The 13,587-nt window shown below is 66.3% G+C and carries 14 protein-coding genes, 1 tRNA gene and 1 pseudogene; 7 read left to right on the top strand and 9 right to left on the bottom strand.

Annotated elements, in window-relative coordinates:
* Position 1: 1 nt before the first annotated feature.
* The 4 genes from ACSQ9A_RS21335 to ACSQ9A_RS21320 all read right to left on the bottom strand — a co-directional run bounded on the left by ACSQ9A_RS21335 (position 2) and on the right by ACSQ9A_RS21320 (position 3,055).
* Positions 2-745 carry an amino acid ABC transporter ATP-binding protein gene (locus tag ACSQ9A_RS21335; RefSeq protein ID WP_436293392.1) on the bottom strand — a complete coding sequence of 248 codons (744 nt, stop codon included), beginning with the start codon at positions 743-745 and terminating at the stop codon, positions 2-4.
* Positions 742-1,452, bottom strand: coding sequence for an amino acid ABC transporter permease (locus tag ACSQ9A_RS21330; RefSeq protein ID WP_093106007.1), 711 nt, complete (start codon positions 1,450-1,452; stop codon positions 742-744). Before ACSQ9A_RS21330 ends, ACSQ9A_RS21335 begins: the two co-directional genes overlap by 4 nt.
* Entirely contained in the window at positions 1,449-2,144 is a 696-nt protein-coding gene (locus ACSQ9A_RS21325) for an amino acid ABC transporter permease (protein WP_436306336.1), read from the bottom strand. Before ACSQ9A_RS21325 ends, ACSQ9A_RS21330 begins: the two co-directional genes overlap by 4 nt.
* 80 nt (positions 2,145-2,224) lie before the next feature.
* Complete coding sequence (locus ACSQ9A_RS21320) at positions 2,225-3,055, bottom strand: ABC transporter substrate-binding protein (RefSeq protein ID WP_436305067.1); 831 nt, start codon at positions 3,053-3,055, stop codon at positions 2,225-2,227.
* Between the two features lie 88 nt (positions 3,056-3,143).
* Between ACSQ9A_RS21320 and ACSQ9A_RS21315 the strand changes: the two genes are divergently transcribed.
* Complete coding sequence (locus ACSQ9A_RS21315) at positions 3,144-3,563, top strand: group II truncated hemoglobin (protein ID WP_093106012.1); 420 nt, start codon at positions 3,144-3,146, stop codon at positions 3,561-3,563.
* Here the strand turns inward: ACSQ9A_RS21315 and ACSQ9A_RS21310 are convergent.
* Entirely contained in the window at positions 3,560-4,216 is a 657-nt protein-coding gene (locus ACSQ9A_RS21310; protein ID WP_436293393.1) for a Smr/MutS family protein, read from the bottom strand. The two genes, ACSQ9A_RS21315 and ACSQ9A_RS21310, sit on opposite strands and share 4 nt — an antisense overlap.
* 132 nt (positions 4,217-4,348) lie before the next feature.
* Positions 4,349-4,516 (bottom strand): annotated as a pseudogene (locus ACSQ9A_RS21305) (UPF0758 domain-containing protein); the annotation flags it as partial.
* 63 nt (positions 4,517-4,579) lie between these two features.
* Between ACSQ9A_RS21305 and ACSQ9A_RS21300 the strand changes: the two are divergent.
* The 3 genes from ACSQ9A_RS21300 to ACSQ9A_RS21290 all read left to right on the top strand — a co-directional run bounded on the left by ACSQ9A_RS21300 (position 4,580) and on the right by ACSQ9A_RS21290 (position 7,040).
* Positions 4,580-5,032, top strand: coding sequence for an FKBP-type peptidyl-prolyl cis-trans isomerase (locus tag ACSQ9A_RS21300; protein ID WP_436305066.1), 453 nt, complete (start codon positions 4,580-4,582; stop codon positions 5,030-5,032).
* Between the two features lie 89 nt (positions 5,033-5,121).
* The gene (ispH, locus tag ACSQ9A_RS21295) at positions 5,122-6,078 is read left to right on the top strand and encodes a 4-hydroxy-3-methylbut-2-enyl diphosphate reductase (RefSeq protein WP_436296417.1); all 957 of its coding nucleotides are present in this window, start codon (positions 5,122-5,124) and stop codon (positions 6,076-6,078) included.
* Positions 6,075-7,040, top strand: coding sequence for a threonine/serine dehydratase (locus ACSQ9A_RS21290; RefSeq protein WP_436305065.1), 966 nt, complete (start codon positions 6,075-6,077; stop codon positions 7,038-7,040). Before ispH ends, ACSQ9A_RS21290 begins: the two co-directional genes overlap by 4 nt.
* A gap of 15 nt (positions 7,041-7,055) precedes the next feature.
* On the opposite strand, the gene ACSQ9A_RS21285 is transcribed toward ACSQ9A_RS21290, so the two are convergent.
* Positions 7,056-7,466, bottom strand: coding sequence for a VOC family protein (locus ACSQ9A_RS21285; RefSeq protein WP_093106022.1), 411 nt, complete (start codon positions 7,464-7,466; stop codon positions 7,056-7,058).
* Positions 7,467-7,528: 62 nt separating this feature from the next.
* Here ACSQ9A_RS21285 and serS point away from each other — a divergent pair, with 62 nt between their 5' ends.
* The 3 genes from serS (at position 7,529) to ACSQ9A_RS21270 (ending at position 10,188) form a co-directional block, all read left to right on the top strand.
* The gene (gene serS / locus ACSQ9A_RS21280) at positions 7,529-8,860 is read left to right on the top strand and encodes a serine--tRNA ligase (protein WP_436305064.1); all 1,332 of its coding nucleotides are present in this window, start codon (positions 7,529-7,531) and stop codon (positions 8,858-8,860) included.
* A 45-nt stretch (positions 8,861-8,905) separates the two neighbouring features.
* Positions 8,906-8,995, top strand: a tRNA-Ser gene (locus ACSQ9A_RS21275).
* 263 nt (positions 8,996-9,258) lie between these two features.
* Complete coding sequence (locus ACSQ9A_RS21270) at positions 9,259-10,188, top strand: LysR family transcriptional regulator (protein WP_093106030.1); 930 nt, start codon at positions 9,259-9,261, stop codon at positions 10,186-10,188.
* Positions 10,189-10,228: 40 nt separating this feature from the next.
* Here ACSQ9A_RS21270 and ACSQ9A_RS21265 read toward each other — a convergent pair whose 3' ends face one another.
* Both ACSQ9A_RS21265 and ACSQ9A_RS21260 read right to left on the bottom strand, forming a co-directional pair.
* A complete protein-coding gene (locus tag ACSQ9A_RS21265) occupies positions 10,229-12,358 on the bottom strand; it encodes an alpha/beta hydrolase domain-containing protein (RefSeq protein ID WP_436305063.1) in 2,130 nt (709 codons plus the stop codon).
* Positions 12,359-12,710: 352 nt separating this feature from the next.
* Entirely contained in the window at positions 12,711-13,541 is an 831-nt protein-coding gene (locus ACSQ9A_RS21260; RefSeq protein WP_436305062.1) for an FkbM family methyltransferase, read from the bottom strand.
* Positions 13,542-13,587 lie beyond the last annotated feature (46 nt).

Raw genomic sequence — 13,587 nt, 5'->3', positions numbered from 1 at the left:
ATCAAACGGCATGCGCGAAGGGCGTGCGGATGTCGGCAAGAAACTGCTGGGCGCGCGGGTGTTGCGGCCGGTTGAAGAAGTCGTCGGGCGTCGCGCGTTCGAGCACGCGGCCGGCGTCCATGAAGAGCACGCGATCGGCCACGTCGCGCGCGAAGCCCATCTCGTGCGTCACGACCACCATGGTCATGCCTTCGCGCGTGAGGTCGCGCATCACCAGCAGCACCTCGCCGACCATCTCGGGGTCGAGCGCGCTGGTGGGCTCGTCGAAGAGCATCAGCGGCGGTTGCATGGCCAGCGCGCGTGCGATCGCCACGCGCTGCTGCTGGCCGCCCGAGAGTTCGGACGGAAAGGCGCTCGCCTTGTGGGCCAGGCCGACGCGATCGAGCAGGGCCATCGCGCGTTCCGTCGCCTCGGCGCGCGAAAGGCCGCGCAGCTGGATCGGCGCCAGCGTGCAGTTGCCGAGCACCGTGAGATGCGGGAACAGGTTGAACTGCTGGAACACGAAGCCGATGTGCGAGCGGAAGTCGTTGAGGTCGATGCCGCGCGCATGGATGTCGCGGCCATCGACCGTGATGTGGCCCGACTGGATCGGCTCGAGCCGGTTGATGGTGCGGATCAGCGTGGACTTGCCCGAGCCCGAAGGCCCGCAGACCACCACGACCTCGCCGCGGGCGATGGTCTCGTTCACCTCGACCAGCGCCTGGTAGTCGCCGTACCACTTGTTGACGTTGTCGAACTGGATCATGCGGGTGCTTTCGGTGCAGAGCGGACGAGCGTGCGCCGGCTGGTGCGCGCCTCCAGCCAGTAGGCGAAGCGCGAGAGGCCGAAGCACATGACGAAGTACGTGAAGCCGAGCACCAGGTAGACCTGTACCGGCTTGGTGAAGACCTGGGTGTTGATCTGCGAGGCGATGAAGGACACCTCCGCCAGCCCGATGATGTAGCCCAGCGAGGTCTCCTTGATGGTGGAGACGAACTGGTTCACCAGCGATGGCAGCATGCTGCGCAGCGCCTGCGGCAGCACCACGAAGCGCATCGCGCGGCCGTAGCCCAGGCCCAGCGAACGCGCGCTCTCGACCTGGCCGCGCGGCACGCCCAGGATGCCGGCGCGCACGATCTCGCCGATGTAGATGCCGTCGAACACCACCAGCGCGATCAGCATGGTGCTGAACTGGTCGGTCTTGACGCCGGTCACGCTGGGCAGGAAGAAGTAGGCCCAGAACACCACCATGAGCAGCGGCGTGCCGCGCACCACGAAGGCCACGGTGGTGACCGGCCAGCGCAGCCAGCGCCAGGGGGCGACGCGCGCCAGGCCCAGCAGCAGGCCGAAGGGCAGGGCGAGCACCAGCCCTAGCGCGGCCAGCAGCACGGTGAGTGCGAGGCCGCCCAGCGGGCCGTTGGGGTATTGGCCGATCAGGAAGTAGATCCAGTAGGTCTGGACCAGCTCGATCATGCGGCCCTCGGCGGAAAGCGGTGCTGGTACCAGCTGGCCGCGCCGGTGATGATCATCGACACCGTGAGATAGGCCGCCGTGGCGAAGGCGAAGGATTCGGCGCTGCGGAAGGTCGCGCTCTCGACCTGCCCGGCCTGGTACATGAGCTCGGCCACGCCGATCACGGTCGCGATGCTGGTGCCTTTCCAGAGATTGAGCGTCTGCGAGATGAGGGGCGGGATCGTGACGCGCAGCGCCTGCGGCAGGATGATGCGGCGCATGGTCGCGAGAAAGCCGAAGCCGAGCGCCCGGCCGGCTTCCATCTGCACCGCGGGGATCGCGCGGATGCCGCTGCGGATGTCTTCGGCCATGTAGGCCGCGGCGTAGAGGCCCAGCGCGACCACCGCGCTCATCGCCTCGATGCGGCCGGCGTAGAGGCGCTGCTTGATGTCCTCGGGCAGGAGCTCGGGCGCACCGAAGTACCAGAAGAGCATATGCGCGAGCAGCGGGATGTTGCGTATCGACTCGACATAGGCGAAGCCCAGCCAGCGCAGCGGCGCGGCCGGCGCCAGGCGCAGCAGCGCCACCACCAGCGCGATGGGCAGCGCCAGCATCAGCGAGGCGGCCAGCAGTTGCAGCGACAGCAGGAAGCCCGCGACGAGCATGTCGTGGTACTTCCCCGTGATGAGCAGGGAGTAGTCGAAGGGCAGCATGAACGGATACGTCGGCGCCCGCGTCGTACGGGCGCGGGGCACATCCTACGCATCCGGCGCCGCGGATGCCCGGCGCGGGCTCAGCTGTCGATCTTGTCGGTCTCGATCTTGAAGCTGCGCTTGTCGAAGCCCGACTTGGTCTTCGGGCCGTACCACTTGAAGAAGATCTTCTCGGCCTCGCCCGATTTCTCGAGCTCGCGCAGCGTGTCGTCGACCACCGCCTTGAGGCCGGTCTCGCCCTTCCTGATGCCGATGGCCAGCGCCTCGGTGCTGAGGTTCTGCGGCAGCACCACGTACTGCGCCTTCTGCGGGCCGAGCTTGGCGTAGCTGTTGAGCAGCGCGGCCTCGTCGTCGACATAGCCCACGCCCTTGCCCTGCTGCAGCGCCTGGAAGGCCTGCTGGCTGGTGTCGAAGGTCACGACCTCGGCGCCGGGCACGGCCTTCTTGATATTGGGCTCCTGCGTGCCGCCGCGGATGGTCAGCACCTTCTTGCCCGAGAGCTGCGGCACCGCGGTGATGCCGCTGTCCTTCTTGACGATGGCCTTCTGGCCGGTGACGAAGGTGGTCAGCGAGAAGTCGATCTGCGCCTCGCGCTCCTTGTTGTGCGTGAGGCCGGCGGCCACCAGGTCGACATGGCCCTGCTGCAGCTCGGGAATGCGCGCCGCGACGGCGATCTGCTTCAGCACCGGCTTGACGCCGATCTTCTTGGCGATCGCGTTCACCAGATCGACCTCGTAGCCGATGATCTCGCGCGTCTTGGGATCGATGAAGGTGGCGGGCTCGTCGGTGCCGAGCACGCCGACGACCAGTTGGCCCTTTTTCTTGATATCGGCGAGTTGGTCGGCATGGACGGCGGTGCCCAGGAGCAGGGCGGCCGCGGCGAAGGCGGAAGCGGCGATTCGGAAACGCATGTTGTTATCTCCAGTGGAAGTCGGCCCGCACCATAGCAACAAAAGCCTGCGCCGAGAAATAGCTCTTTCACATATGCATACTGCCGGCATGCAGATTCAAGACAAGCCGCCCTTCGACACGCCCTTCGAATGGATCGGCGGCGAAGCCAAGGTCCACGCGCTGGTCGAGCGCTTCTACGACCTGATGGAGCTGGAACCGGCCTATGCGCAACTGCGCGCCGTGCATGGCACGACGCTCGACAACGCGCGCCAGCGGCTGTTCTGGTTTCTCTGCGGCTGGCTCGGCGGCCCGCAGCACTACACCGACCGATTCGGCCATCCGATGCTGCGCGCGCGGCACCTGCCGCAGAGCATCGGCGGGCATTCGATCGGCATCAAGGAGCGCGACCAGTGGCTGGCCTGCATGGACCAGGCGATGGGGGAGACAGGGGTGCCGGAAGCCTTGCGTGCCCGGCTTCGTGACTCTTTCTTCCAGACCGCCGACTGGATGCGAAACAGAAGCGGCTAGCGCCGCGCCGGCGCCAGCAGCACCAGCAGCGCGCCGGCTCCACCCTCGGCCGGCTTGGCCTGCACGAAAGCCAGCGTCTCGCTCTTCTGGATCAGCCAGCGCTGCACCTTGGCCTTGAGGACCGGCTGGCGTCCCGGCGAGCCCAGCCCCTTGCCGTGCACCACGCGCACGCAGCGCAGGCCCTGCTTGTAGGCATCGCGGATGAAGGCACCGAGCGCCTCGCGGGCCTCGTCGCTGCGCATGCCGTGCAGGTCGATCTGGCGCTGGATCGACCATTCGCCCGCGCGCAATTTGCGCGTCACGTCGGTGTGGATGCCCGGGCGGCGAAAGCTCATCGCATCGTCGGCATCGAGCAGCGTGGTGACGTCGAACTCGTCGGACAGCGATTCGCGCAGCACGCGCTCTTCGTCCAGTTGATGCTGCACCGGGATCGGCGCCGGCGGCTCGGGCGCCAGCGGCACGGCGGCCTTGCGGCGCAGCGGCTGGGTGGCGCCGATCGCGCGGGCGAACAGGTCCTGTTCGGCCAGGCGCTTCTTCTCGGCGGCCGCGCGCGCAGCGGCCGCGGCGGCTTCGCGCTCGCGCTGTTCGGCCAGCTTGTGCTGCAGCGTTTTCAGGTCGGCGAGGCTCTTGATGGCTTTGGGTGGGAGAGGCATGGGGCTCAGGATAAGGCTTCGTCGTCTCTTGCTCAGACCAGGCCGCGCTCGGCCATCGACAGGGTCTGGCCACGGGCCCAGGCCCTTGATGCGTTTGAGGTCGTCGAGCCCGGCATGGAGGAGCCCGGCCAGCCCGCCGAAGCTGTCGCGCAGCTCCTGGGCGAGCTGCAGCACGTTCTTGCCCGCCACGCCGGTGCGCAGCAGCAGGGCCAGCAACTCGGCATCGCCGAGCGCAGCGGCGCCCTGCGCGATGAGCTTTTCGCGCGGGCGCGCCGCGGCCGGCAGATCCTTGAAAGACATGATTTATGCGGGCTCAAGGGCCCCTCCTTAAAATACAGGCCCAGTCTCTAGCGATCCCCCATCTTGTCCTCCACCACCACCGTCGTCACGCCCGGCTCCTTTCTCACGCTGCACTACCGGCTGGCCGGGCCGGCGGGCGACATCATCAACACTTTCAACGACAAGCCCGCCACGCTGTCGCTGGGCACCGGCGAGCTCTCGCCCGCGGTCGAGCAGCGGCTGCTGGGGCTGGAAGAAGGCACGCACGCCACCTTCGAGCTGCCGGCCGGCGACGCCTTCGGCGAGCGCAACCCCGAGATGCAGCAGTGGGTGGCGCGCAAGCTGCTCGCTCAGATGGGCGACCCCGACGAGCAGTACGCGGTCGGCGACGTGGTGCAGTTCCCCACGCCCGATGGCAGCGGCAGCTACGCCGGCGCGGTGATCGAGTCGAACGAGACCGCGGTGCGCTTCGACTTCAACCATCCGCTCGCAGGTCAGCCCGTGACCTTCGAGGTCCGACTGATCGGCGTGTTGTGAGCACCGCCGGGCCGCCCCAAGGTGCGAAGGCCCCCTCGGGGGGCAGCGAGGACACGCCAGTGCCGAGCGTGGGGGCCAGTTCAACCGGCGTGCAAGAGGTCATCCTGGCCGAACCGCGCGGCTTCTGCGCCGGCGTCGACCGCGCGATCGAGATCGTCGAGCGCGCGCTCGCCAAGTTCGGCGCGCCGATCTACGTGCGCCACGAGATCGTGCACAACACCTACGTGGTCAACGAGCTCAAGGCCAAGGGCGCGATCTTCATCGAGGACCTGGCCGAGGTGCCGCCGGGCTCTACGCTGGTGTTCAGCGCGCACGGCGTCAGCAAGGCGGTGCAGGCCGAGGCGCGCGAGCGCGGCTTCGAGGTCTTCGATGCCACCTGCCCGCTGGTGACCAAGGTGCACGTCGAGGTCGCCAAGCTCGCGAAGGAAGGCTACGAGTTCATCATGATCGGCCACAAGGGCCACCCCGAGGTCGAAGGCACGATGGGGCAGCTGTCGAGCGGCATCCACCTGGTGGAAGACGTGGATGACGTCGCGCACGTATCGCCCGCGCAGACCGACAAGCTGGCCGTCGTCACGCAGACCACGCTGTCGGTCGACGATGCGGCCGAGATCTCGGCCGCGGTGCGCGCGCGTTTTCCGAACGTGCGCGAGCCCAAGCAGCAGGACATCTGCTATGCCACCCAGAACCGGCAGGACGCCGTGAAGCTGCTGAGCCCGCAGGTTGACCTGGTGATCGTGGTGGGCAGCCCGACCAGCTCCAACAGCAACCGGCTGCGCGAGCTGGCGCAACGGCTGGGCACCGAGAGCTACATGGTCGATTCGGCCGCTGAGCTCCAGCCCGAATGGTTCGAGGGCAAGAGCCGTGTCGGCTTGACGGCCGGCGCTTCGGCGCCCGAGGTGCTGGTGCGCGAGGTGATCGAGCGCGTCAAGGCGCTGGGGGCGGTGTCGGTGCGCAAGATGGACGGCATCGAGGAGACGCTCAAGTTCCCGCTGCCCAAGGGCCTGAAGCTCGACGACATTCCCGCACCGGGTCATATCTCGTGAGCGGCGCCGCAACCATCGACTGGCGCCGCGACATCGAGGCCGCCGCCCGCCGCCTGCACGAGCGCGCGCCGCATTTTTTGCGCGAGACGCCGCTGTGGAAGCTGTCAGGCCGTGCGCTGGGTGTGGAAGTGCCGGGCGTCGAAGTCTGGCTCAAGCTCGAGCATCTGCAGGCCAGCGGCAGCTTCAAGGCGCGCGGCATGATGAATCGTTTGCTGGCCAACGAGATTCCGGAAAGCGGCGCGATCGTGGCTTCTGGCGGCAATGCCGGCATTGCCACAGCGGCGGCCGCGCACGCGCTCGGCGTGCATTGCGAGGTGTTCCTGCCCACGGTGTCGCCCGAAGCCAAGCGCGCGCGCCTGCGTGCGCTGGGCGCGACGGTGGTGGTGGGCGGCGAGATGTACGGCGATGCGCTGGCCGCCTGCCTCGAACGGCAGCGCGAAAGCGGTGCGCTGCTCACCCATGCCTACGACCAGCCCGAGGTGGTGGCCGGCGCCGGTACGCTCGGTCGCGAGATCGAGCAGCAGGGCGGCCTGCCGGACGCGGTGCTGGTCAGCGTCGGCGGCGGCGGGCTGATCGGCGGGCTGGCGGCCTGGTTCGAGCAGCGCAGCCGCGTGGTCGCGCTCGAGCCGGAGCGCGCGCCGACGCTGTATCGGGCGCGCGAAGCGGGCGAGCCGGTCGATGTCGAGGTCGGCGGCGTCGCGGCCGATTCGCTCGGCGCAAGGCGCATCGGCGCGATCGCCTGGGACATCACGCAGCGCCATGTGCGCGATGCGCTGCTCCTGCCCGACGAGGCGATCCGCGCGGCGCAGCTGTGGCTCTGGAAGGAGCTCAAGCTGGCCGTCGAGCCGGCGGCCGCCTTGCCGCTGGCCGCGCTGCAAAGCGGCGCCTATGTACCGCGCGAAGGCGAGAAGCTCTGCCTGATCGTCTGCGGCGCGAACGTGGACCCGGCGAGCCTGGCTTAGGGACTGAACAGGCCCTCAGGCCGGCGGCTGGTCGACGTTGACCATCCACGGCACGCCGAACTTGTCTTCCAGCATGCCGAAGCCGGGGGACCAGAAAGTGGCGGCGTAGGGCATGGTGACTTTCCCGCCCTCGGACAGCGCCTTGAAGAGCTGTTCGCCTTCTTTCACATCCTTGGCCTGCACCGAGAGCGAAAAGCCCTTGTAGCCGTCGAAGGCCATGCCGGGCGGCAAGTCCGAGGCCATGATCTGCTTGCCGCGGGCTTCGAGGGTGGCATGCATGATCTTGTTCTTGTGGTCGGCCGGCGTTTCGGCGCCCATCGGGCTTTCGCCGAAGCTCATGCTGAAGAGGATCTTTCCGCCCAGGCTCTTGGCGTAGAAGGCCAGTGCCTCGGCCGCATTTCCGTTGAAGGACAGATAGGCTTCCATCGAATCTCCTTGAGTCAGTTGAAAGGGGGAGAGCGATCCTACGCCCCGCCTAAAATCGCCCGATGCTCGATATCACTCTGTTACGCAAGGACCTCGCCTCGGTCGTTGCCCGCCTCGAAACCCGCAAGAAGAACCAGACCTTTCTCGACGTGGCCAGCTTCAGCGCACTCGAGGCCGAGCGCAAGACCCTGCAGACCCGCACCGAGGAGCTGCAGGCGCGCCGCAACGCGCTCAACAAGCAGATCGGGCCCCTGAAGGCCAAGGGCGAATCGGTCGATGCGCTGATGACCGAGGTCAATGCGCTCAAGGCCGAACAGGAGTCGTCGGCGGTGCGGCTCGATGCCATCCAGCCCGAACTTCAGGCTCTGCTGCTCGCGGTCCCGAATCTGCCGCATCCGAGTGTGCCGGTCGGAGATGACGAAACGGCGAATCTCGAGGTCCGGCGCTGGAGCCCGAAGGGCGGCGGCGGCGCCGATGCGCCCGCGCTCGGCTTCGAGGCCAGGGACCATGTGGACCTCGGCACGCCGCTGGGACTGGACTTCGAGACCGGCGTCAAGCTCGCAGGTTCGCGCTTCACCGTGATGAAGGGGCCGATCGCGCGCCTGCACCGGGCGCTCGCCCAGTTCATGCTCGACATCCAGACCGAGCAGCACGGCTACACCGAGTGCTACGTGCCCTACATCGTCAACGCCGAAACGCTGCGCGGCACCGGCCAGCTGCCCAAGTTCGAAGGCGACCTGTTCGCCGCCAAGAAGGGCGGGCAGGACGGCGAGCCGGCGCCCGATCATTCGGCGCTCTATCTCATCCCGACCAGCGAAGTGCCGCTCACGAATTTCGTGCGCGACGAGATCGTGGCCGAGTCGCAACTGCCCATCAAGCTCACCGCGCACACGCCGTGCTTTCGCTCCGAGGCCGGCAGCGCGGGCCGCGACACGCGCGGCATGATCCGCCAGCACCAGTTCGACAAGGTCGAGATGGTGCAGATCACGCATCCCGAAAAAAGCTACGAGGCGCTCGAAACCATGACCGGCCATGCCGAGGCCGTGCTGCAGGCGCTGGAACTGCCCTATCGGGTGGTGCTGCTGTGCACCGGCGACATGAGTTTCGGTTCCACCAAGACCTACGACCTCGAGGTCTGGCTGCCGGCGCAGAACACCTACCGCGAGATCAGCTCGGTCTCGAACTGCGAGGCCTTCCAGGCCCGCCGCCTGCAGGCCCGCTTCAAGAACGCACAGGGCAAGAACGAGCTGGTGCACACCCTCAACGGCTCGGGCCTGGCGGTCGGCCGCACGCTGGTTGCGGTGCTGGAGAACCACCAGAACGCGGATGGCTCGATCACCGTGCCCGAGGCGCTTCGACCCTATCTGGGCGGATTGGGCGTGCTGCGGGCCTGAAAAGCGCCCAAAGCCTCTGCTAGAATCGCGGGCTCGACAGACACCGGAGAGGTGGCAGAGTGGTCGAATGTACCTGACTCGAAATCAGGCGTCCGTGCGAACGGACCGAGGGTTCGAATCCCTCCCTCTCCTCCAGTGACGGATTTCAAGCTGTCTCAGGAAGCTTCAGAAAACCCCGCAAACCCCGCGTCAAGCCTAGGTTTCCGGGGTTTTTTCTTGCCCGGGCGGTCCCACTCGGTTTCTTGGAACCTCGATTTCTTGGAAAGCGGGCGTGGGAAACAGATGCTGATGATCGGCATTGCCTTGCCGAGTTGGGTTGTGCAAGCGGTTCGTCGGTTCAGTTTTCATGCGTTGTCTCTCGCGGCCGCAGGCAACCGCAGTGGTCAAATCCACTCGTCATGATCAACCTGAATCGTTTCGATCTCGTCTCCCTGCGCCTTTTCGTCGCGGTCGTCGATGCAGGAAGCCTGACCGCGGGCGCAGATCGCTTCGGCGTTTCGCTCCCAGCGGCCAGCAAGCGCATCGCCGATCTCGAACGGCATTGCGGCATCGCCCTGCTCCAGCGGGGGCAGCGCGGCGTGACCGCTACGCCGGAGGGACAGACCCTGCACCGACACGCGATCGAGGTGATCGCGCGCCTGGAACAGCTCGTGCAGGCCGTCGACGATTTCCGCTCGGGTGCCACCGGTCACCTGCGGTTGTGCGCCAATCCTTCCGCTTTCGGAGGCTTCCTGCCAAGCGTGCTGGCAGAGTACGCCCGTCGCTACCCCCATGTCGTGATCGACATGGAAGATGCCCTGAGCGAGGACGGTATCCGCGCCGTGCAGAAAGGCTTGGCGGAGCTTGCCGTCATTGGCGACAACGTGCCGCACGAAGGCCTCGAGACAATCGTCTGCAATGTCGACCAGCTGGTCCTGCTCGTGCCGGCAGGTCACGCGCTGGGCAGTCAGCAGAACGCCTCCACAGTGAACGTGTTCGACTATGACCTGGTCACTCTGGCGCGAAGCGCATCGCTCACGCGCAAGGTGATGGCGGCGGCCGACGCGGTGAAGCGCACACCACGCATCCGGGTGCAGGTGCGCAGCTTCGATTCGATGTGCCGCATGGTCGCATGCGGGCTCGGCCTGGCGATCCTGCCACGCGCGGCTGCCGCTCTCTATGCCCAAGCCCTCAACCTCGTGCAGGTCGGCCTCGAAGGCATCGAGATGGAACGCGTGCTGCTGCTGGCAATGCGGAGCCGCCCGGAACTGTCGACGTCCGCAGCCGCGCTCGTGGAAATGATCGAGAGCGCGGCTTCGCTCAGCAGCGTCTCCGCCAGCACTTCATGAATCCTGAGAAGGCGATGCTGGTAGCGCATTTCTCTCCTCGTCAGCGGAGCACAGCGCTGTCGGACGCCTGACGGATGAGACGCTCACGGTCCGCGGGGAGAAGGAAGCCCTCGGCGAACGCCTTCTCGGCGGCGGCTCGCACCGCGGCCACGTAGCCCTCGTGATTGCCGTAGCGCTCCTCGAGCGAGAGGCGCGGGTCGCCACGGGCGATCCGCTCGGCACGCGTCCGGGCGAACGGCACATAGCCGCCCACATAGTTGCACACCTGCCCCTGATGGAAACCCGCAGCGGTGATGTTGAAGCCCAGGTAGGTGCCCAGCGGAGCCATCACGAGCACGGTGGGTACGCCCGCGATCTCGTTGCCGTCGGCGTCGACCTTCGGTACCTTCATCGGGATGACCTTCTTGATGGGCGGCGGCACGTTGGTGGGCACGCCGGAAGCTTCCGCGTGGTTGAATTGCGGGCCCCAGTCGTAGTCGAACACCGGAAACGCAAAGTTCTCCGGCAGGAAGATCGAATCCGGGATGCCGGGCACGCCGTCCGGGAAGCCCATCGCCTCCTTGTTCGCCTCGACCAGCGTCTTGCCCGCGAGCGTGGGCCACCGGCTCGGCGGCGGCGGCGTACCCTTAAGCACCCAGTCGCGCATGGCCAGGCGCAGCACGTTGGTGATCTCCGTGTGCGGCACCGGGTTCGCCGCCAACGTGGCGCGACCAAAGTTGTTGCCGGGACAGGTGGGGCCGGTGGTGGTCGTCGGGATGTGCGTGAAGCTGCCTGCGCCGCCGCCGTGGTTGGTGCTCGGCACGTAGTAGCGGCGAACGTTGCGAGTCAGCGGGATGTCCGCGTCGCCGGCCGTGCCGATCCACTCGGGCGTCAGCTTCAGTGCGTACACCTCGGCCGACCCGAAATGCTCGATCACCTTCGGGCAGGTGTTGTTCGTGTTGCAACGCGAGAAGATGCTGCCGGCGGGCTGGTTGCGCACCGGGTCCGCCCAGTCCACCCACCACTGCGGGCCTTCGCTGCCCTGCTGGTAGAGTTCCAGCACGCCGTCCGGCTGGGCCCAGCGCGAGTTGGCGGCCACCCGGCGGCCCGCGATGATCGGCCAGGCCCCGTCGTAGACCTTGCGCTTGCGTTCGTCCTGGTTCAGGCCCATGAAGATGAACTGGCGCACCATGTTTCCGGACTGCGACACGCCCCGCACCGCCGTGCCCTTGACGAAGCCGGCGATCGGATTTCGCGTGCCGAAGTCGTCGGCGGTCTCGTAGCGGAAGAAGGTCCCGACGTCGCGGAATGCCGCCATGCCCACGCCCAGGATGTAAGCGTTTTGCGCCGGGTACACCACCTGGTACAGCAGGTTGGGATCGAAGCCGTTCCGCAAACAGATGTGCACGGGCAGATTGCCGGGCGCGTTGGCGGGGTTGTTGTCGATCGGAGTACCGGGGAACGGATTGCTGGCGTCGCATTTCGCGAACGCCCAGTCGCCCGCGGCGATGCTCGGACCCTCGGTGATGACGCCGTCGACGGTTTCCTTGGTGTGCGTCTTCAGTGTCGCCTTGGTCGTGTCCAGCGTTGCTGGAAGGTAGGGCATAGGGTTCGATTGCACCGTCAGCGGCTTGGAGTCCGCACCGCTCTGGTTGACGATGCGCGCGAAGACGTTGCCGGTGACCGCCGTGCCGTCGATCTTCGCGATGGGCACTGCCACCCAGTGATTGGTACCCGCCGCGCGATTGGCGGCAATGCCTGTATTGCCGGCGTTGTCGGCCTGCCAGCCGCTGCGCAAGCCGATATCGCCCAGCTCGCGTTCGTCGACGACGATGGTGCCGGCGCCGCCACGGTTGGGCACGTCATGCCAGAGGAAGCCACTGGAGCGGTTCATGTCGACCGGCTTCACCAGATTGAATGTGGTCTCGTAGCGCACCTTGCCATCGGCGTCCGTTCCCAGCTTGATGTCGGTGATGACGCTGTTGTGCGGATCGTTCGGGTCGAGCTCGCCGAAGGCGCGGCCGCGGATTTGCTCGTACAGGATCGCCTGCCCCGTGAGTGGCGTGACACTGTCGATCACGATGCGAGTGACACGGGCCTCGGCCGGCGCGGCAGCAACGGTCGCCGCCGTGGCCGCAGCCGCGAGCCAGGGCAGGCGCGACTGACGCCCGATCAGGCTTCTGGGGTGCATGCTGTCTCCTGCTTTTTGTGGTGGTCCGACGGCGTCGGCGCCTTGCATCCTCACGATTCGGAGGCACGCCGACAATTCGCATCTTGTTTAGTCGGTCTTAACTGATGGTTAAGGGTGACAGTCTCACTAGGATCAACTCGCACGCCTGCATCCAGCAATGACGCTACGCCATCCCGCAAGGTAGTCCGTCGGTGATTCGTGCCATGCGCCAGGGGTGTTGTCGCGGTCGGACATGAGCGGACTTGTTTCTGATGGAATGCGTTCGGGGCCCTTGACCGACCCTGTGACGCAAGTTTCCTGGTTGCCGCGGTGGCTGAAAAATGCGAAATGTGGATATGTCCATAGGCTGAGCCTATGTCTTCTCCGCAAGCAACGGCTTGCGCGCGATCAGCATCTCGTAGAACCCGGGCGGCACCTCATCGAGGGGGCGAACTTCAATGCGCATGCCCCGCACCAGCGAGCATGCGAAGAACCAGAGCTTCCCGAGCTTCCCCGCATTGTGCGTTGAGGGTATGCGATCGATGGAATGGAACTCCGTGTAGCCATAGCTGCGCAGCAGTTCCACTACCTTCGACTTGCCATCCACGAACTCGCCGAAGTGCTGCTCGAAGACCAATATGGGCGAGTCGCGGTCCAGAATGCCCTTCATTCCCTGGATTGCTGCATATTCGTGGCCTTCGACGTCGATCTTGACGAGCCGAATGTCGCGCACGTCCGCCACTTCCTCGTCAAGCCGGCGGCAGGGCAACTCCATCGCCTTTCCTGTGGGCTGCCAGCCCTCTGGAAGCACGTACGTGCCTCCAATATTTCCCGCCTCCTGCTCGAAGCGCAGCGTCCCGTTTGTGTCCGATGCTGCAACCTGGTGGCAGTGAATGTTCTCTGCCAAGTTTGAGTTGAGGGCAAGGACCTCGTACGACCTGGGGTTCGGCTCGATCGCGTGAACGGCTTCGAAGTACCGCGACATGAAGATGCTGTGGTTGCCGATGTTCGCGCCGACGTCGAGCATCGCACCGCCTACGTGGCCGTTCGCCTTGAGCCACTGCGCGAGGACCTCGAGTTCCTCAAACTCCCAGTAGCCGTACATATTGATGCCCTGGCCGATCAGGTCCGACGAGAAGACCACCATCTGGGGATGGTTCGCCGCAGCACGCTGTGAGAACTCCGGCACCAGCACCTTGTTCATGATCAGGCTCTTCAAGATCCGCGATGCGGCATAACGCCTTCCGAAG

It is taken from the genome of Variovorax sp. LjRoot290, assembly GCF_964253985.1.
In the GTDB taxonomy this organism is placed as follows: domain Bacteria; phylum Pseudomonadota; class Gammaproteobacteria; order Burkholderiales; family Burkholderiaceae_C; genus Variovorax.
Note: the sequence above shows the minus strand (reverse complement) of the source record. Positions and strands in the feature narration are given on the sequence as shown.

Coding starts and splice junctions, on each gene's coding strand:
- ACSQ9A_RS21335 (WP_436293392.1), bottom strand. CDS start 745: ATGATCCAGTTCGACAACGTCAACAAGTGGTACGGCGACTACCAGGCG.
- ACSQ9A_RS21330 (WP_093106007.1), bottom strand. CDS start 1,452: ATGATCGAGCTGGTCCAGACCTACTGGATCTACTTCCTGATCGGCCAA.
- ACSQ9A_RS21325 (WP_436306336.1), bottom strand. CDS start 2,144: ATGCTGCCCTTCGACTACTCCCTGCTCATCACGGGGAAGTACCACGAC.
- ACSQ9A_RS21320 (WP_436305067.1), bottom strand. CDS start 3,055: ATGCGTTTCCGAATCGCCGCTTCCGCCTTCGCCGCGGCCGCCCTGCTC.
- ACSQ9A_RS21315 (WP_093106012.1), top strand. CDS start 3,144: ATGCAGATTCAAGACAAGCCGCCCTTCGACACGCCCTTCGAATGGATC.
- ACSQ9A_RS21310 (WP_436293393.1), bottom strand. CDS start 4,216: ATGCCTCTCCCACCCAAAGCCATCAAGAGCCTCGCCGACCTGAAAACG.
- ACSQ9A_RS21285 (WP_093106022.1), bottom strand. CDS start 7,466: ATGGAAGCCTATCTGTCCTTCAACGGAAATGCGGCCGAGGCACTGGCC.
- serS (WP_436305064.1), top strand. CDS start 7,529: ATGCTCGATATCACTCTGTTACGCAAGGACCTCGCCTCGGTCGTTGCC.
- ACSQ9A_RS21270 (WP_093106030.1), top strand. CDS start 9,259: ATGATCAACCTGAATCGTTTCGATCTCGTCTCCCTGCGCCTTTTCGTC.
- ACSQ9A_RS21265 (WP_436305063.1), bottom strand. CDS start 12,358: ATGCACCCCAGAAGCCTGATCGGGCGTCAGTCGCGCCTGCCCTGGCTC.
- ACSQ9A_RS21260 (WP_436305062.1), bottom strand. CDS start 13,541: ATGAACAAGGTGCTGGTGCCGGAGTTCTCACAGCGTGCTGCGGCGAAC.